This window comes from Pedobacter sp. Leaf176 (assembly GCF_001424305.1).
Classification (GTDB): Bacteria; Bacteroidota; Bacteroidia; order Sphingobacteriales; family Sphingobacteriaceae; genus Pedobacter.
The window spans coordinates 294,430-313,953 of sequence record NZ_LMPD01000001.1; the positions used below are offsets into that span (position 1 = coordinate 294,430).

16 protein-coding genes are annotated in these 19,524 nt (G+C 37.5%); 8 read left to right on the forward strand and 8 right to left on the reverse strand.

What is annotated here, in order from left to right; genetic code table 11:
• Window positions 1-84: 84 nt before the first annotated feature.
• The 3 genes from ASF92_RS01330 to ASF92_RS01340 all read right to left on the reverse strand — a co-directional run bounded on the left by ASF92_RS01330 (window position 85) and on the right by ASF92_RS01340 (window position 2,394).
• Window positions 85-729, reverse strand: coding sequence for an HD domain-containing protein (locus ASF92_RS01330; protein ID WP_056089048.1), 645 nt, complete (start codon window positions 727-729; stop codon window positions 85-87).
• 70 nt (window positions 730-799) lie between these two features.
• Window positions 800-1,081, reverse strand: a complete 282-nt coding sequence (locus ASF92_RS01335; protein ID WP_056086713.1) for a helix-turn-helix domain-containing protein — start codon at window positions 1,079-1,081, stop codon at window positions 800-802.
• A gap of 128 nt (window positions 1,082-1,209) precedes the next feature.
• Entirely contained in the window at window positions 1,210-2,394 is a 1,185-nt protein-coding gene (locus tag ASF92_RS01340) for a class I SAM-dependent RNA methyltransferase (protein ID WP_056089051.1), read from the reverse strand.
• Window positions 2,395-2,466: 72 nt separating this feature from the next.
• Here ASF92_RS01340 and ASF92_RS01345 point away from each other — a divergent pair, with 72 nt between their 5' ends.
• The 3 genes from ASF92_RS01345 to ASF92_RS01355 all read left to right on the forward strand — a co-directional run bounded on the left by ASF92_RS01345 (window position 2,467) and on the right by ASF92_RS01355 (window position 5,774).
• A complete protein-coding gene (locus ASF92_RS01345; RefSeq protein WP_056086716.1) occupies window positions 2,467-2,838 on the forward strand; it encodes a DUF3127 domain-containing protein in 372 nt (123 codons plus the stop codon).
• A 253-nt stretch (window positions 2,839-3,091) separates the two neighbouring features.
• Entirely contained in the window at window positions 3,092-4,936 is a 1,845-nt protein-coding gene (locus ASF92_RS01350) for a sensor histidine kinase KdpD (RefSeq protein WP_056086718.1), read from the forward strand.
• 142 nt (window positions 4,937-5,078) lie between these two features.
• On the forward strand, window positions 5,079-5,774 hold the full coding sequence (locus tag ASF92_RS01355; protein ID WP_056086721.1) for a response regulator transcription factor: 696 nt from the start codon (window positions 5,079-5,081) through the stop codon (window positions 5,772-5,774).
• Here ASF92_RS01355 and ASF92_RS01360 read toward each other — a convergent pair.
• The gene (locus ASF92_RS01360; RefSeq protein WP_056086724.1) at window positions 5,771-6,604 is read right to left on the reverse strand and encodes a menaquinone biosynthesis family protein; all 834 of its coding nucleotides are present in this window, start codon (window positions 6,602-6,604) and stop codon (window positions 5,771-5,773) included. The genes ASF92_RS01355 and ASF92_RS01360 overlap by 4 nt on opposite strands.
• Window positions 6,605-6,644: 40 nt before the next feature.
• Window positions 6,645-7,268 (reverse strand): futalosine hydrolase, encoded by a 624-nt coding sequence (mqnB, locus tag ASF92_RS01365; RefSeq protein WP_056086726.1) that lies wholly within the window; start codon window positions 7,266-7,268, stop codon window positions 6,645-6,647.
• A gap of 100 nt (window positions 7,269-7,368) precedes the next feature.
• Here mqnB and ASF92_RS01370 point away from each other — a divergent pair, with 100 nt between their 5' ends.
• The 4 genes from ASF92_RS01370 to ASF92_RS01385 all read left to right on the forward strand — a co-directional run bounded on the left by ASF92_RS01370 (window position 7,369) and on the right by ASF92_RS01385 (window position 13,201).
• On the forward strand, window positions 7,369-7,779 hold the full coding sequence (locus ASF92_RS01370; RefSeq protein ID WP_056086728.1) for a 6-carboxytetrahydropterin synthase: 411 nt from the start codon (window positions 7,369-7,371) through the stop codon (window positions 7,777-7,779).
• Window positions 7,780-7,785: 6 nt separating this feature from the next.
• On the forward strand, window positions 7,786-8,418 hold the full coding sequence (gene folE / locus ASF92_RS01375) for a GTP cyclohydrolase I FolE (protein WP_056086732.1): 633 nt from the start codon (window positions 7,786-7,788) through the stop codon (window positions 8,416-8,418).
• Window positions 8,419-8,502: 84 nt separating this feature from the next.
• Window positions 8,503-9,384 carry an ACP S-malonyltransferase gene (gene fabD, locus ASF92_RS01380; protein WP_056086734.1) on the forward strand — a complete coding sequence of 294 codons (882 nt, stop codon included), beginning with the start codon at window positions 8,503-8,505 and terminating at the stop codon, window positions 9,382-9,384.
• A gap of 88 nt (window positions 9,385-9,472) precedes the next feature.
• A complete protein-coding gene (locus ASF92_RS01385) occupies window positions 9,473-13,201 on the forward strand; it encodes a HAMP domain-containing sensor histidine kinase (protein WP_056086737.1) in 3,729 nt (1,242 codons plus the stop codon).
• 1 nt (window position 13,202) lies between these two features.
• Here the strand turns inward: ASF92_RS01385 and ASF92_RS01390 are convergent, their stop codons facing one another.
• A complete protein-coding gene (locus tag ASF92_RS01390) occupies window positions 13,203-14,105 on the reverse strand; it encodes a hypothetical protein (RefSeq protein WP_056086741.1) in 903 nt (300 codons plus the stop codon).
• A 205-nt stretch (window positions 14,106-14,310) separates the two neighbouring features.
• Here ASF92_RS01390 and ASF92_RS01395 point away from each other — a divergent pair, with 205 nt between their 5' ends.
• A complete protein-coding gene (locus ASF92_RS01395) occupies window positions 14,311-15,855 on the forward strand; it encodes a glycoside hydrolase family 10 protein (protein WP_056089054.1) in 1,545 nt (514 codons plus the stop codon).
• Here ASF92_RS01395 and ASF92_RS01400 read toward each other — a convergent pair whose 3' ends face one another.
• Window positions 15,856-16,998, reverse strand: a complete 1,143-nt coding sequence (locus ASF92_RS01400) for an acyltransferase family protein (protein ID WP_056086743.1) — start codon at window positions 16,996-16,998, stop codon at window positions 15,856-15,858. It lies immediately after the preceding gene.
• Window positions 16,999-17,568: 570 nt separating this feature from the next.
• Window positions 17,569-19,494 carry a glucosamine-6-phosphate deaminase gene (gene nagB / locus ASF92_RS01405; protein WP_056086746.1) on the reverse strand — a complete coding sequence of 642 codons (1,926 nt, stop codon included), beginning with the start codon at window positions 19,492-19,494 and terminating at the stop codon, window positions 17,569-17,571.
• Window positions 19,495-19,524 lie beyond the last annotated feature (30 nt).

A 19,524-nucleotide genomic window follows, 5' to 3' on the forward strand; every position in this document is an offset into this window, starting at 1 on the left:
CCTTGTAAGAATATTTCACTCATCATTGCTTAGATATCGCGTTTCCGGGCCTCGAAGATAAGCTGATAATTAGAATTGAATTCTTTATTTACCTTCCCATTCCATGTAGAACTGATCGAGAAATTTGAGCATAAAATTATGCCTGTCCAGCGCCATTTCTCTGCCTTTCTGAGTATTCATGCTGTCTTTTAGTAAAAGTAATTTTTCATAAAAATGGTTAATCGTTGGTGCGGTTGTGTTTTTGTAGGTCTCTTTAGACGTATGTTGAACAGGCTTAATTAAAGGGTCATACAGTACCCGGTTTTTAAAACCGCCATAGGTAAATGCACGTGCAATACCTATCGCGCCTATGGCGTCCAGCCTGTCGGCATCTTGTACAATATGCATTTCTTTCGATGAAAAGGCGGAACCATCAAAACTGTTTTTAAATGACATATGCTGAATAATCAGTTTTACCTGAGAAATTGTTTCCGCATTCACTCCTATTGAAATTAAAAATTTTTCTGCCAGATTCGGTCCTAATTCTTCATCGCCGTTATTAAACTTAGGGTCTGCAATATCATGTAATAAGGCAGCTAGAATTACAACCAATTCGTCTCCTTTTTCGAATTGGTTAATGGTCAATGCCGTTTTATAGACACGTTCTATGTGAAACCAATCATGTCCGGATTCTGCATTTTCAAGTGTTTTTTTTACGAAATCTATAGTTTTTTCAATGTAATCCTGCATCTGATGGGTCATTTAAATAATAATAAGAAAGGTACAGGAAAATAGGTTTAATTTAAAATCTTTGCAACAACTACCTATGAACTGCTACCAATTCTTCAGTTTCAGAGAGATTTTTAATAATTTCTTTATGTTCGAGCGTAAGCAACTGGGTTACATCTACATCAATAACTGATGCAATCTGAAACAAACGTTCTAGCGTTAATTTACTATACCCAAGTTCTATTTTACTATAGGCATTTTGCGATATCTTCAATTTCGCTGCCAGATAATCTTGAGTATAATCTCTATATTCTCTGATTTTTCTAATATTCCCGGCAATGTGCTTCATCTTTAAAGCTAATAGATTTTCCATAGATAAGGTTTTATTCTAATACCATATAAACGAAAATTGCCTATAAAAGGATTTTGAAAATAAACTTTCAGTAACAATCTTATGTAAAAAGATAAATTTATGTCGTTTAAAGAAGAATATACTGGCAATTATTCCGTAACCGCATTCAGGGGTGCCCTTCTGCTTCCGTCGTAAAGTTCATACTCAAGTAAGCGACAATCGAGTTTGCCGTTATAGAATTCTATTTTCTTTGACGCTTTTAACCCGATTTTTTTAGCTAAATCCGGATTGCCTGTAAAAATATAGCCTGTAAACCCTTTACATTCTTTTTTCATAAAATCACCCATGCGTTTGTAAGTCAATTCCAGTTTGCTATGGACGCCAAGTCTTTCGCCATATTCCGGATTAAAAACAACAACGCCTTTTTCGCCTTCCGGGACAGGCGTTAATTCGAAATCGCAAACCTGGAAGTCAATTAATGTGTCAACACCAGCGGTTTTCGCATTTTTTCTGGTCACTTCTACTGCATCTTCTGAAATATCTGAAGCAACGATTTTTAAATCAATATTTTTTACTACCTGATCTTTTAATATTCTGCGTTCAGCAAAAAACACCTCTTCGTTATAACCCATTATATGCATAAAACCGTAGTTCATGCGGTATAAACCTGGTGCCCGATTGGTTGCAATTAATGCAGCTTCAATAGCTAACGTTCCGGAACCACACATTGGATTGATAAAGGGCGACTTTTTGTCCCATTGTGTTGCATAAATTACACCCGAGGCAAGCGCCTCCAGCATGGGCGCCTTGCCCGGAATTTTCCGGTAACCGTGTTTGGCTAGAGTTTCGCCGGACGTGTCTATAAAAACAGTAGCCTCGGCATCTTTCCAATATAAATGAACAACTGCTTTATTGGCATCGGATCCGGAATTCGGACGGATTCCTTTTTTTTCTTTCAAACGGTCAACAATCGCATCTTTTACTTTCAAATTAGCAAAAAGGGGCGTGGTGATGTTCGGATTATCCACATTAGAAGTGACAGAAAAGTAACCTGTAAAATCAATTAATTCTTCCCATTCGATAGCCGAAATTTCCCGGTATAAATCATCGGGTGTAATGGCTTTAAAACTTTTTATAGCGTATAAAACCTGACTTGCACAGCGCAGGTTTAAATTTAACTTAATACATTCTGTGAGCGTTATATTCAATTCTACACCAGTTGCAAAGGCTCGTTCTATGGTATAACCTAAAGCGTTCACTTCTTCCTGCAGATATGGAGATAGGCGGTTGTTACAGGTAATAATTACCTTGCTTTTATTGTGGAAAACTTGCATCATATTGTATGCGAAGTTATCAATAAAATTATAGAGATTTGATCTTTATAGTACAATTAAGTCGTATTTGATATGGAAATTAAAGGAAAAGTACACGAAGTAGGTGCCACACAACAAGTAAGTGAAACGTTTAAAAAACGTGATTTAATAGTAGAATATGCAGAAAATCCAACATATCCGGAATACATCCGCTTTGAGGCTTTACAAGACAAAGCAGCATTATTAGATAGTTTTAAAGCAGGCGACGAAGTTGAAGTTTTCTTTAATCTACGTGGCCGTCCATGGACAGATAAAACAGGAAAAACATCGTACTTTAACAGTTTGGTTATCTGGAGAATTAATGCAATCGCAGCTGGTGCACCGGCAGCGGCAACTCCGGCCTATGCAGCGCCTGCTGATGTGAGCAATACCCCAGGAGGTGAAGATGATGATTTGCCTTTTTAAATAAAGAATCTTTTTTAAGCAAACAATTTTTGAATGAAATGCCGGAAATTTTCCGGCATTTTTTTTAGGTATTGCACGGGGGGACTTCCGAAATTAACCCACACGTGCTAGATTGAAAGTTCGGAAGTCTAAGCAGCAGCCTTGCTGTTAAATTATGTTAAATACATACATTTCAGCGCGTTATTAAGTATTTTTGTATACTTAATTTTGGCATTGCAATTATAAATTCTTTGTCTCCGTATAGCGTTAGTTAATGAAGAAAAAAAGTTTTTGGTTTATTACTGTTTTAATGACAGTGGCTTTACTTGGCGTTTTTGTAATGCAATTGTATTACATCAGGGAAGCTTATAACCTAAAATCGCAACTTTTCGATGAGCAGGTAAACCAAACATTAACTGCTGTTGTAAATAAAATTCAAAGGCTCAATGCAGCGGACAGGATCAATCGAAAAGACATCGAAAATAAAATAAAGCGAAGTCAGGATTTAAGGCAAAGGCAACTTGATATTAAAGATTTGCGGCAACAGTTTGCTGAAGCATCAGATTTAAGACAGGCGGAACGTGAAAATCTTGTAGAAAACTATTTAAATCAGCAAGATAGTTTGATCAGAGCTTCATATGCTGCACCCAAGGTAATTAGCGAAAGAGAATATGTCTCTTTATCGCCTGGTGGTAAATCGAGTCTCGATATGCAGTTCAATGCTGTGGTAGATGCAAACAGCTTAACAGTGAAAAGGATAAGTTTGCGCTCAAAATTCTTTTCGCCTGACACAAAAACTTTTAATTTCAGAACTGCGCAGAATCTACCGGATTCCATTCGATATCAGGTTTTTGAGCCAGCGACAGGGAAACCATTATTACTGACATTGCCAAAAATTTCTGATGATTTGGTGAAGAAGTTTAAACGGGAGGATGATATTGCAAAAAGACAGTTGGAACTTAAAATAGCTGCATTAGGAAAAGATACCCTACCTTATAAAACCGGTTACAATTTGTTGGCGGATGTGGCCAAGGAAATGAATGAAAAAAATATCCCGCTTGCTCAAAGGATAAATTTCGGCTCGCTTCAGGAAACACTTAAGAAATCTTTTTTGGACCATAATATTAGCCAGGACTATAATTTTAGGGTTAAGCTTGCCGAAAAGGATTCCGTGCTTTACTATCAGGCTTCTTATCCCGAACAAACGTTCTTGCCCAAAAATACCTATCGTACAACCCTTTTCGGTAATGATTTATTTCGTGACCCCGGAATTTTAGAAGTTAATTTTCCGGAAAAGAATTCGGCAATCATAGGTAATCTAAGTGCTACATTAGCTTCATCTGTGGGCCTTTTGCTGGTACTGGTTTTCATCTTCAGTTACACGCTTTATGCAATATTGAAGCAGAAAAAAATCTCTGAAATGAAAACAGATTTTATCAATAATATGACGCATGAATTTAAGACACCCGTGGCCACCATTATGATTGCCAGCGAAGCGCTTAAAGATCCGGAGGTTACTGAAGATAAAACGCGTCTAAAAAGACTGGCAGGGATAATTTATGATGAAAATGTAAGGCTTGGTAATCATATCGAACGTGTGCTCAGCATTGCCCGTCTGGAGAAAGGCGAACTTAAGATGGAAAATACTGAAGTCGATATGAACGATTTAATTATGATTGTTCTCGATAGTATGAGCCTTCAGTTACAAAAGAAAAATGCTGTTTTAAATGTGCATACAGATGCCGAGAACGCAATCGTATTTGGAGATGAATTACACCTTTCCAATGTGCTCTATAATCTGATAGACAATGCAAATAAATACAGCAGGGACGTACCGGAAATATCGATTATAACGAAAAATATAGGCAATAAGCTGGTAATCGAAATTGCAGATAAAGGTATCGGAATGAGCAAGGAACATTCAAAAAGAGTATTCGACCAATTTTACAGGGTTCCAACAGGTAATTTACATGATGTAAAAGGCTTCGGACTCGGACTGAATTATGTACAGGATATAATTAAAAAATTGAACGGAAGTATAAAAGTAAGCAGCGAAAAAGATAAAGGGACTACTTTTGAAATCACCTTATCTTTTGTGAAAACTTCACTGCCGGCATGAGAATGCAATATATCGATAGATAAATAATGCTTTAGGATTTAACTAGCTGAATAATTAATTTAATTATCAATCTTAATTAAACCATCATGCTTTATCAGAATCGAACCCTTAACGTAAATAACTATACCAACAACAGGAAAAAATGAAAAAAATACTTTTAGTAGAAGACGATCCTAATTTAGGCCTGCTGTTGCAAGATTATTTGCAGTTGAAAGGAAAGTTTGATGTTGTTTTGTGTACTGATGGTGAAGAGGGCCTTAAAACTTTTAATAAGCAAAATTTTGATCTTTGTATTCTTGATGTGATGATGCCAAAGAAGGATGGATTTACTTTAGGTAAAGACATCAGAAAAATAAATGACCATGTGCCTATTATATTTGCTACTGCCAAAACCATGCTTGAAGATAAATCTTCTGCATATGATTTAGGTGGAGATGATTACATTACAAAGCCATTTCGTATTGAAGAACTTTTGCTTCGTATAAATGCGATGTTTAAACGCATCTCTAATAAAACGGGAAGTCATGAGGAAATTGCTGAAAGTCAGTTTTCCATCGGGAAATACAATTTTGATTATACAACACAGGTCATAACCTGGGAAGGGCAGACCCAGAAATTATCAACCAAGGAGGCGGAATTGCTACGGTTGCTGTGCCTTAAGAAAAACACGGTATTAACACGTGAAGAAGCGCTATTAACCATCTGGCATGATGACAATTATTTCAACGGACGAAGTATGGACGTTTTTTTGAGCAAACTACGTAAATATTTAAGAGAAGATCCAGCTGTAGAGATTATCAACGTTCACGGAAAAGGCTATAAACTTTTGGTTAGTTAATCCGAGGCATACAGATCCTCCGGTACAGCGGGAATGAGGTTGCGTTCCTGTGCAAGGCCAAATAAAGTGTTAATGGCTTTCCGGCCTTCTTTTCCTAAATCTATGCTGTATTTATTGACATATAATTCTATATGTTTATACATCACAGCTTCATCCATTTCCTGCGCATGTTGTTTGATAAAATCAACACATGATTTTGGATTGGCAAAGGCATATTCAACAGATTGGCGAATGAGGCGGTTAACTTTTAGTTGGATAGCTTTGTCTAATTTTCTATTGATTACAATTCCTCCTAAAGGAATCGCACAGCCCGTTAATTGTTCCCAATAATCCCCTAAATCGATAACTTTGTGTAAACCTTTATCCTGGTATGTGAAACGGTTTTCGTGGATAATTAAGCCTAAATCTATCTTTTCTTCAAGCAGAGTAGATTCAATTTCGGAAAAAACCATTATTTCCTTATTTTGCAATGCAGGGTAGGCGATACCCAGTAGGAAATTTGCTGTTGTATATTTTCCTGGAATGCCCACCTTTAATTCCGGACTTAATTTACCTGTTAAATCTTTTTTACTTATCAGCAAAGGCCCGACCCCAAAGCCCAAAGCGCTGCCCGCATCAAGTAGTGCATATTCCTTGGCAACATATGCAAAAGCATGGAAACTTAACTTAGTTATGTCTAATTCACCCTTTAAAGCCTTTTGGTTAAGTGTTTCCACATCATCAAAACAGACTTCGAATTCTAAACCTTCTGTGTCAATTTTGTGGTGTATTAAGGCATCAAAAATAAATGTATCGTTAGGGCAGGGCGAAAAGCCGAGGGTAAGTTTCATGCGTCAAAATTAAGCTAAGCTGTAAATTAGTTCGTCATAATCAATTCATATCTGACAGAAAGGCAATTGCCCAGTTATTTAAATTTTTAATCGCTAATCCAATTTTCCACTTGTCTTTATTACGGGGCTCAACATAATTAGAAATGCTTCGGATTTGCAGGCAGTTTATCGATTCCTGCTGACAAGCAAAAAAAACTGCAGCGCCTTCCATGCTTTCCGTTTTTGGATGCAACCGCTCGGTCAAAGTCCGGATATTTTTTTCATTTCCGCTTACCCGGTTTACGGTTACCCCGGAAACCTGTGGTAAATCGACATTAATCAGGCTTTTAGATTTGTAAGTATGCTCCCCAAAACCCAAATCAGTTATGGTTAAAAAGTTATCTCCATCTTCGGCACCCAATTCTGCAAAGGTATCTTCTGTTATATTTAGCAAACTTCCCAGTTCAATTTTTCTGTCGAAACAGCCAGCTATTCCTAAATTTAAAACCAAATCATAGCGATGTGATAAGTGTTTGCCAAGTGAAAATGCGGTGGCGACCATACCCACACCAGTAATTAAAATATCGAAGCTTTTTCCTTCAATAAAATCTTCTTCCTGTAAATTAAAATGCTGATATAGAAAGGTGAGTTCAGCTTTGGTAGCGGCTACAACTAATGTTTTCATGATGTAAATTTAGTGGATTCTTTTAATTTAAATTGCTTTCTTTAAGCATTGGCCTTTAGGCTTAAAGCTTTATCTGTATATTTGCCGTTTAATTATAATAATGATTTATATAACAAGAAAAGCATCATTTAATGCAGCGCATAAGCTGGCCCGTACGGATTGGGATGATGAAAAAAATGCTGAAGTTTATGGTAAGTGCGCTAACCCTAACTGGCATGGTCATAATTATTGGCTTTATGTTACTGTAAAAGGCGAAGTTAATCCTGAAACAGGGTTTCTTGTAGACCTTAAATGGTTAAAAGATGTAATGAATACGTACGTAGTGGACAAAATCGATCATAAAAATTTGAATCTTGACGTAGATTTTATGAAAGGTAAACTCGCCTCAACAGAAAACCTTGCGATTGCAGTTTGGGAAGAGTTAACTTCACCAATTGCAGAAAGCGGTGCTGTTTTGCACAGCGTTAAAATTTACGAAACGGAAAATAATTTTGTTGAATATTTTGGTTAAACCTGAATGGAAAAAGACATTTTAAAAGGAGAATCCAGAGATGGCTATGTAAAAATAGATCGTTATGATGAATCCAAAATCGAAGCTGTTGCAGCACATTATAAAGACATATTATCTCAATTGGGTGAAAACCCGGAGCGTGAAGGTTTGGTAAAAACACCTGAACGTGTTGCTAAAGCTTTACAATACCTAACACATGGCTATGACTTAAAACCCGATGAGATTTTAAAATCAGCAATGTTTGAAGAAGATTACAGCCAGATGGTTGTGGTTAAAGATATTGAAGTTTATTCCATGTGTGAACACCATATGTTACCGTTTTTCGGCAAAGCGCATATCGCTTACATTCCAAACGGGCACATTGTTGGCTTAAGCAAAATTCCTCGTGTTGTGGATGCTTTTGCCCGTCGCCTGCAGGTGCAAGAGCGCTTGACGAATGAAATCAGGGATTGTATACAAAATACCCTAAGCCCTATGGGCGTTGCCGTAGTAATGGAATGTAAACACTTGTGTATGGCCATGCGTGGTGTGCAAAAACAAAATTCTGTCACTACAACCTCCGCCTTTACCGGCACTTTTTTAAGCAACGATAAAACAAGGGCTGAGTTTTTGAGGTTAATTACAGCCAGTTTAGATTAAACCCCCAACCCCTGAAGGGGAATAAGGGCATTAAAATTAATAATTTTAGAAATAGTTAATTTCCCCTTTAGGGGATTAAGGGGTATGAAGGCATATATTTTCCCTGGTCAGGGAGCACAATTTGTAGGCATGGGCAAAGATCTCTATGAGAATCCTAAGGCCGCAGAGTTATTTGAGAAAGCAAATGAAATTATCGGTTTCAGAATCAGCGACATTATGTTCGATGGAACAGATGATGAACTTAAACAAACCAACGTAACGCAACCAGCAATATTTTTGCATTCGGTTATACTAGCAAAGGTTTTAGGTGATGATTTCAAACCGGATATGGTTGCCGGCCACTCCTTAGGAGAATTTTCTGCTTTAGTTGCAGCCGATGCTTTGAGTTTCGAAGATGGGTTTAAACTGGTGATAGCACGTGCAAATGCCATGCAGAAAGCATGTGAGATACAGCCTTCAACAATGGCCGCAATTTTAGGCTTGAGTGATGATGTTGTAGAAAAAATTTGTGCTGAAATCGAAGAAATTGTGGTGCCGGCTAATTATAACTGCCCCGGACAATTGGTTATTTCAGGCAGTATAGAGGGAATTGATTTGGCGTGTGCAAAGCTAACCGAGGCTGGCGCTAAAAGGGCTTTAAAATTGAATGTTGGCGGTGCTTTTCACTCGCCTTTAATGGAACCTGCTAAAATCGAATTACAAGCTGCAATTGAAGCTACTAATATCTCCGCTCCGGTTTGTCCGATTTATCAAAATGTTGATGCGCAGCCATACACCGACCCGGCTCTAATCAAAAAGAACTTGATTAAACAATTGACCGGTGCCGTACGTTGGACGCAAACGGTTGAACATATGCTGGCAAATGGTGCTACGGAATTTATAGAAGTTGGTCCTGGGAACGTTTTGCAGGGTTTAGTTAAGAAAGTTAGTCGTGATGCCGTGACAAGCAGCGTAAAAATCGCTTAACAGTTCAATTAAAAGGAAATTCAGCGCCATAAACAAGACTGTTTATGGCGTTGCTATTTACCAATATTTAATATCTTTATAAAAATCGATGAAATTGAGCTTTGGTGTTAAAATAAGATTTCTATTGCTTGTTTTGGGTTGCTGCCTCATTGCAACTTCCATTTCATTGAGTCGTTTTACAACAAAAGAAAAGCTTCTGGAGCGGGAAGCTAAAAAAGTTCAGCAAATCCTTCTTCTTAAGGAAGAAATAGTCGATAATTTCCTTTCGAATAAAAAACAAATTGCCAAAGCGAAGCAGTTTCATAATGAAGCAAAAAGCGCTTTAAATTTCCTGGCATCATATCGAACAAACGGAATTAATCTTCAGACCTTTCAAAATAATAAGCTTAAATACTGGAGTACAATCAGGATTTCAGATATAAATCCCAAGACAATTAAGGAAGGGAAATCGGTTTTATATTTATCTAACGGATATTACGAGGTAATAAAGAAAACGGATAAAGATTTTGTACTAATATTTTTAATAGCCATACAGTCGAAATACAGTGTTCCCGAAAACAAGTATTTCAGGAATGACATGGATCCACTATTATCTGATTCAAAGATCATAACACTTTCCGCGTATAATGATAAAGATGCTTACTCAATTATTAGTAAAGACAAAACATTTTTATTTGAATTAAAAATAAAACCGGGCTATACGGACGATTATTATTCCGATATCCAGCTATGGCTTTTTATAGCTGGTATTTTATGCATTTGTATGTTTTTCAATTCGCTTTGCTCATTTCTGGCAAGGCGTGGGTATCTGGTTTCTGCAAGCTTGTTGTTTTTGGCTTTTTTTATAGTAGGGCGTTTAACGGATATTAACTATGGCTGGTTCAATCACCATTTTCCGTTGGAATTATTTGACCCTAAAATATATGCCGCTAACGACCTGATGCCTTCGCTGGGCGATTTCCTTATGAACGTATTAGCAGCGACATGGTGGCTTTTATTTGTTTACAATCATAAAGAGCAATATCAATTCGCGGATTGGATAAAACGTAACAAATTCTTGGGATTATTTATCCATTGCACTTTACTCATCAATATTGCATTGATCGCATTTTTCATTGACGATTTATTTTTCGGTCTGATTAACAATTCAAAAATCAATTTCGACATTATCAACATACTTAAGTTAAGTGGAAACAGTTGGGTAAGTATCGTGATTTTGTGTTTAGCCTGGTTTCAAATCTATCTCATTACAATAATATCAATTGAAATAGGTAAACAGTTAAACGTAACCAATAGGGAGCGACTAATGCTGTTCTTAGCGGGCTTTGGAATAGTTTTTATTTATAAATTAACGACCGAATTCACAGCATTTTTCATTGTTTACTCATTGGTTCTCCTCATTATTGGTAGAATATCATATGTAAAAGGAAAATATTTTTCTACTGGTCTGCTTGCGATTTTGTTTTTTTGCCTGGCCTTCAATACGTCCATTAAATACATAAAATATAAAGATATTAAGGAACGTAGCGAGCGCGAGCTACTTGCCAGAAAAGTACAATCATCAGATGATCCGAATGCAATTATTGCACTTAGCAAGCTAGAGCGGCAATTACTTGAAGATGAATTTTTAGTCAGGTATTTCGCAAATAACAGCGTAGTGAACTTCCCAAGACTTAAAAACCACATTAAGGGTTATTTAGATGGATATTTAAGTCGTTACGATTATAACATATATGATTATGATAAGTTCGGAAGCGCGATAAATGAATCAGAAGCTCAACCGATACAGAAATACAAGCGGCTTGTGGAGTCCGGGTCTGTAAAAACAGAGGCATCTAATTTTTTCTACCAGGTTAACAACACGTTCGGTTACCAGGACTATTTTGGAATTATCCCGGTCGTAAAAAATAACGGTTTACTTGGTACATTAATTATAGAGTTGCATTCCAAACCTTATAATTATAACAATCGCTTACCCGATCTTCTGGCGGATCAGAAATACAATAAAGATGAGGAATTTAAAAATTACTCCGTCGCATTATACAATAATGATAAATTGCTTAACCAATCAGGTACATATACCTATCCGCTGGATGGAAGCATTTACAAGGGTAAGTTAAATGATTTTGTGATCGCTAACGATAATGAATTACGTTATAGTCACTTAATATTTAAGCCCAGCAACAGCAAAATGGTTATAATCAGCAAGGAAAAGGTTGGTTATCTGGAGCGGCTGGCTGCACTTTCTTTTTTCTTTTTGGTTTTCATAATATTTAGTATAATGCTCTATGGTCTGGTTTGGCTTATTAAAAACCTCGATGATGACAGGATAGGTTGGTTCAGCATTAACCGCTCCCTGATGATTAATGCAAATAAGATTCTATATAAAACACGTATTCAGGTTACAATCATTTTAACTGTTGTTGCAACGCTACTCGTTGTAGGCTGGACAACGTATGGGTATATGAATGTAGAATATCGTGGTCAGCAAGACGTTTTGATAAAGGATAAAATCAGGAAAGTTCAGCAAAATTTTGAAAAGCAAATATTTAACGACGGAGAAATAAATACAGATGAAAATGCAATAGCTGATTTTAATAACTTCGCAGACATTAACAGCGCGGATTTAACTCTTTATGATACCCTAGGAAATGTCATAATGACCACCTATCCGAAACTGTACAATTTCAAGATAATCGGGCGTAAGATGGGTCCGAAAGCATACCTGAACCTGAAGGGGCTCCAACGGTCGGAGTTTATTAATCAGGAAGAGAAAATAGGTAATCTGACATATGCAGCAGCCTATGCACCGGTAAAGAATGCGCAAAATAAAACAATAGCTTTTATTGGTCTGCCCAATTACTCCAACGAAGATGAATATAAGGATAAAATAGCTCTTTTTGTAAGTAACCTGATAAATTTGTATGCCCTGGTTTTTGTGGCAATTGGCGTATTGGCAGTTTTTCTTGCTAATCAGATCACAAATCCGCTAACGTTTCTACAGGAAAGTTTTAGCAGAACTAAGATAGGACAAAAAAATGAACCTATCGTTTGGCGCAGGCACGATGAAATTGGTTCGCTGATTAAAGAGTATAATAACATGATTGCTGCTTTGGAAGACAGTGCGATGAAGTTGGCACGTTCTGAGCGGGAAAGTGCTTGGCGGGAGATGGCAAAACAAGTTGCGCATGAGATTAAAAACCCACTTACACCTCTTAAACTTGGTGTACAGTTGTTGGAAAAATCCTGGAAAGAAAAAGACCCGAACTTTGAGATTAAGTTCAATAAATTTAGTAAATCCTTTATTGAACAGATTGAAAGCTTGTCTAAAATTGCATCCGAATTCTCTAATTTCGCGAGAATGCCAGATACTAAATTAGAACAGACAGCAGTGCTTGCTGTTATTGAGCAAGCCAGAGAGGTTTTTAAAAGTGCTGAGAATGTTGATATCAATATTGTAAATAAATCCCAGATAAATATTTACATTCAGGCAGATAAAGATCAATTACTTCGCTCCTTTAATAATCTTTTTAAAAATGCTATTGAAGCTAATGATGATGGAGGTGACTGTTCAATTAATGTTTTGATTTACAATGATAATAGAAATGCATATATAGAAATTGAGGATAATGGTAAAGGCATTCCGGTTATCCTGCACGATAAGATATTTGTACCGAATTTTACTACAAAAACGTCTGGTACTGGTTTAGGATTGGCCTTCGTGAAACAGGCCATCGAAAATGCAGGCGGGAATATCAGCTTTACTTCTGTTACCGGTAAAGGAACAACGTTTTATTTAAACTTTCCATTAGTTTAAATTACCTTAATTCTAACTGCGCTTTACCCATTGTGGCACTGTCAGTATATAAAATTACGGTATAAATGCCCTTGATATAAGGCTTCGGATTAGTCCAATCTATCGTATAGGTGCTGTTGTCGTTATTATAATCTATAAATATAGAGTGGGTGTATTGCATTTCCTGCCCCTCGGCTTCAAATCGATTGCCCTCATCTGCCAGTAAGTTTCCAGCAGGATCGAAAACCCTGATGAAAATATTATGATGACCTTTTTCTGCCAGCTCATTTGGTATAATGCTAAAACGTATGCTTAGTTTTTCTGCCGCTGATGATTTATTAACTTCTATTTTTCTGCCCGAAGATTTAGTTCTGTAAGCGACGATTTCGGCTTTTTGTATCTTTAAAATAGCTGCGGTTTTCACTTTTGCATTTAAATTGGAATTTTCATTTGCCAGATTATTTGCTCTTTCATTTGCAGTCCTGACGGAGTTTTCCAAACTATCTTTCGTAGATTTTAAAAAGAGAAATTCTTTTTCAAGCGATATGATTTTTTTATTGTAATTGTTTACGAATGTTTGAAGTTCGGCAACTTTTTTTCTGGCGTCCTCTAAATCTGCTTGCGTAATCTTATCATTTTCAAGTGAACGTTTTAGAGATTCGATTTCTTTTCTCGCCAGGTTTTGTTCTTCAATCAGCTTTTCGTTGAGATCCAGGTTAAGCGCATTAACTTTATCCAGTTCAACTTCGATTTTTTCAACTTCTAACCTAAGTTTATCTTTTTCTGCGCTCACCGTAACCAACCGGCTACCTTGTTGCCTGTCTTTAAAAAACAAATATCCATTTGTACCAATTAAAGCTGCTATTACAATTATGAGGAAGTAAATTTTATTTCTATCGCCTTTGTTAACGTTTGTTGGTTCCATTTGAATATACTCAGTCGTTTCTGTTAATATATTATGTTCTCATAGTTAGTGGTAACATATTTTGAGGTAGTTTAGATTTGTAACAAATTAAAATTTTTGATAGACTTATATAAGTTTTTTAAAAAAAATCGTTTACTTGCTAAAGTTCAAATTGTATTATTATTTGAGCAAACAGGTCATAAAAGTAAAAAAACAGACAGAAATAATGCTTAGAAACTTCCTATACGCAGTTTTATCTATAACTATACTGCCTTATATATTAAATGCTCAACCAATATCAAAAATTGCACCAAAAAGAGAGTTTAGAGGGGTTTGGGTAGCAACTGTTACCAATATTGACTGGCCATCCCGGCCCGGACTCACAGTCGATCAGCAAAAACAAGAACTTATCGGAATTTTAGAGCGGCACAAAGCACAAGGTATTAATGCAATACTGCTGCAAGTACGTCCAGCCGCTGATGCCTTTTACGCGAAAGGCCGTGAACCCTGGAGCCAATGGCTCACCGGGAAGCAAGGCTTGGCACCTGCACCAGGCTATGATCCTTTAGAGTTTGCCATAAAAGAAGCTCATTTCAGAGGGATGGAGCTGCATGCATGGTTTAATCCTTACCGAGCGAGTATGAATGTGATAACGCGCCTGAGTGATGACCACATTACAAAAAAACACCCGGAATGGTTTTTTACCTACGGTGGCAAGAAACAGTTCGATCCCGGGATTCCGGATGTGAGGCAATACATCACGCAGGTAATTTTAGATGTCGTTCGAAATTATGACGTTGATGGCATTCATTTTGACGATTACTTCTATCCTTATCCTATTGAAGGACAAAGAATTGATGACGGATCTACATTTTACAAGTACCCTAATAATTTTTCAGATATAAAAGACTGGAGGAGAAATAACGTCGATTTATTAATTAAGATGGTTGATGATAGCGTACATCATTATAAAAAATACGTGAAGTTTGGTATTAGTCCTTTTGGTATTTGGAGGAATAAATATGAAGATCCTGAAGGCTCTGAAAGCAGGGGGCTTTCCAATTTTGCAGAGCTTTATGCCGACAGCCGTAAGTGGATAAAGGAAGGTTGGGTAGACTACATCAACCCTCAGATATATTTCCATTTCAGTAAAAAGGTAGCGCCTTTTGGCGTTTTATTAAATTGGTGGAGTAACAATGCTTATGGCAGGCATGTTTACGTTGGCCATGCTGCCTATTTAATTAATTCAAGAGCAGAAGCGGCCTGGAGAAATCCTTCTGAAATTCCAAATCAGATTAGAGCTTTGAGAGAGAATAGCCGCATTCAGGGCAGTGTTTATTTTTCTTCCAAATCATTAAGTACGGTCGGCCGATCGCTTGGAGATTCCTTGAAAATGGATTTGTACAAATACCCGGCCTTACCACCACAAATGCCATGGTTAGACGAAACGCCTCCAAATGAACCTCAACTATTAACTGCCGATGCACTGAAAGATGGCGTGCATTTGAACTGGCAAATGCCATTGAAGGCTAAGGATGGAGAAACTGCCGCAGGCTTTGTTATCTATAGATTTGCAGAAGGCGAAAAGATATCCATACTTGATCCTAAAAATATTCTTAGGATCTGTTTTGAAAACTACCTTTCATTTATCGACACAACAGCTGAAAACGGAAAACGATATAGTTATATGGTAACGGCATTAGACAGACTGAAGAATGAAAGCGAACCAAGTGGTCCGGTTGGCGTGGAAATCCCTTTGGCCAAAGAATAGTTAAACTTTAATAATAATATTTTTTTTATACATAAAATACAGCAATACATAGAATCCAAGTACATAGGTTATTGCCCAAACCAATGAGGCATTGACAGGTGAAAAAAATGGCAAATAACACGTTTCGTAGAAACGGACTAATAAGCCTGTTTTTGTGCCATCGGGATTGACTAACTGTATCAGGTTAAGTACACGGGGCATTAAACCTGCAAGAAAGAAAACGGTTATCGCGTTTACGCCATAAATAACAAAAGGTGTAGTGAATCTTTTGTAGCCCTGAACGTCAATAATCCAGTAACATAATGCAAAAGCAACTGAAGCCAGACCGCCTGTGTATAAAACATAGGAGCTGGTCCAAAGCGATTTGTTAATAGGAAATTGTAAATCCCAGAGTAAACCCAGAACAATTGCAACGATGCCAGCGCTAAACAGCCATGCAACCTTAGTTGGGTTATCTACATCTTTTCTACGCATCCAGATGCCAGCCAATAGGCCGAATAAACAAGTTCCGATAGCGGGTAATGTGCTTAAAATGCCTTCCGGATCCCAGGTTTTTGATGAAGCCCATGTATGTGCCTCTGTTAAAATGAGCCTGTCGAGCCATGCGGCGAGATTGGTTTCTTGTTCCATGTTTGGATAACCGACGCCCGGAACAGGCACAAATGCCATCAATGCCCAGTAAATGGCAAGGATTATAATTAATGTTTTAAATATTGTTCTTGTAGATGCTTTTAAAAAAATTATGCTGCTGATGATAAATACAATACCAATGCGCTGAAGTACACCTAACAACCTTACCGTTTGTAATGCATGTGCAGGATCATTAAGTAGTTTACCAAAAATGGCCAGAAAAAAGCCTAAAAAATATAGTATTAAACCGCGCTTAACAGCTTTTATAATGGTTTTTCTATGTGTAGACGGATCTGACTTGCTGCTGCTCATGGCGAATGCAATCGATATACCAACTATCCAAAGAAAGAAAGGAAAAACCAAATCAGTTGGTGTGCACCCATTCCATTCCGCATGTTCCAAAGGAGCATAGATATGGCCCCAGCTACCAGGATTATTAACTAAAATCATGGCGGCTACCGTAAAACCCCTTAAAAAATCGAGGGATAGTAAACGCTGTCTTGGATGAATCATTTCCGGGTTGGTTAAGTTAAGCCAACTAATTTAGAATATTGTTTTTATAAAGAGAAATATCTTCCGAGTCTTCTTAAATCAAACATCCGATTCTACATGGCAGGAACAAAGGAGACTTAGAATGTTTTAATTTTAAGTTGCCTGGAGTTTATGATCTGCAATAAAGCCACTAAGTCTTTAAACCATTCTAAGACTTCGACTTTATTAATTAAGGTAGATTCATTTAAAAGAAAGGTATTGTAAGAGGAATAGTTATAGTCCTCTAGTTTTTCGGCTAAACCCGCTTTGATGGGTTAACTGAAGATTTCTGTGTATGGAGTTACATATTTTTTAAACTGATTGAGAAAGTATTTATAGTTACGCTCTTCAAAAAAGATTAAATTTTTATTATTTCCACGATTGTAAATGTGATAACTACCTTTTTCCTCTATTTTCATATTTAAATGGATATTAAATTAAAATAGGGAAGATTGAATATAGCTTTTTTAAAAGAAAAAGCTAAAAACTAAGGGGAAAACTTACGAAGTCTACGGAGCTAAATGCTTGGGAAGACTTCGTAAGTTAAGGTGTTTAATCAGCAAACTTCCATCGAACGAAAGCTTCCATCGCTTCGTACTCTGCCAGGCCTAATGCATCGTAAGCTTTGGCAGTTTCTCGGTTGCGATCTTCTGCTCGCTGCCAAAATTCCCTGGCATCATCTCCCGGAAATACAGCTCTATCTTTTTGGCTCTGGTGTTTAAAGATAGCATTTCGTTTGCGCTCAAGTTCCTGAGGCGAGATTGGAACTGCCATTTCAATTTCGTGTGTTTCAAACTCTTGCCAGGCGCCACGGTACATCCATAACCAACAATCTTGTGCCCAGGCTTCCGTTTTACGAAGCTGGGTTAGAGCAGCTAAAATAATATTAAAACAAACAATGTGTGTGCCATGCGGGTCTTCAAAATCCCCGGCGGCGAAAACCTGTTGTGGCTTTACTTTCCGTAGAAGCTCAATCGTAAGTTCTATATCTGCATCGGTTACCGGATTTTTTTGATTTTTTCCACTTTCATAAAAAGGAAGTGCCTGAAAGTGGATATGGTCATCTTCCAAACCACAATAACGGGCACCGGCAATGGCTTCACCTTTTCTTATTAATCCTTTTACGGTCTGAATCTCGGGCGTATCAACCTGGTTTGGTTTCTTTTGATCGATAAATGCCCGCATATTATTATAAAGGGCCTTTAATTCAGAGTTATCCATGCCCATTTTTTCCGAGAAATCGACATTAAATTCGACAAAACGAAGTACGTCATCATCCCAAACGGCCGTATTTCCAGATGTTTGATAAGCGACATGAACATCATGTTGCTGATCAACCAGACGGATAAATGTACCGCCCATCGAAATTACATCATCATCAGGATGAGGAGAAAATATAATCACACGCTTTTTAGCTGGTTCTGCTCGCTCAGGGCGTTGAGAATCATCAGCATTTGGCTTACCACCAGGCCACCCGGTAATGGTATGTTGCAGCTTGTTAAAAATATGGATGTTTATATTGTAAACCGGCCCTTTTTCGGTAGCCAGTTGTGCCATGCCATTATTGTTATAATCGTCTTCTGTTAATTTTAAAACAGGTTTTTTTAAATTATTCGCCAACCAAATTACTGCTTTGCGAATCAAGTCTTCCGTCCAAACGCAGTCCTTAACCAGCCATGGCGTATCAAAACGAGTTAGCTCGGCAGCCGCAGGGGTATCCAGAATAAATTCCACATGGTCCGAAAGCTGAAGATAAGTTGCCGGAACGTCCCCTGAAATTTCTCCTTCAACAGCCTTTTTGATAATGGAAGCCTTTTTGCGGCTCCATGCCATTAAAATAATTTCTCTTGCCTTGAAAATCGTTCCGATGCCCATCGTTATCGCTTTGGTAGGGACAAAAGATTTTCCACCGAAGTCTCTGGCAGCATCCCGGCGTGTCAGATCATCAAGGGTAACTAAACGCGTTCCTGAATTGGGTGCAGACCCAGGTTCATTGAAACCAATGTGACCTGTACGGCCAATACCCAGAATCTGGATATCTAATCCGCCAAGATTTCCGATTTTTTTCTCGTAATCTAAACAGAATGCAGGGATTTCTTCCAATGGAATCGTTCCATCAGGAATGTGCACATTGTTTTTGTCGATGTCGATATGATCGAATAGATTTTCGTTCATAAAGGTAACGTAACTCTGAGCTGCGTTTGGCTGCATTGGATAATATTCATCCAAATTAAAAGTAATTACGTTTCTAAAACTTAAACCCTCTTCTTTATGCAGTCTTACCAATTCGGCGTAAACTGCAATTGGGGTAACACCTGTTGCTAAGCCCAGTACTGCAGGTGCGTTGTTTGCTTGTTTTGATTTAATGAGGTTCGCAATTCGGTGCGCCACATTAACGGAAGCAATTTTTGGATTATCGAACACGCTCACAGGGAGTTTCTCGAAACGTGTCTCCTCCAGTAGATTTAATCTTGCCATTTTTGTTTATGGTTTTTAATGTACGGAGCA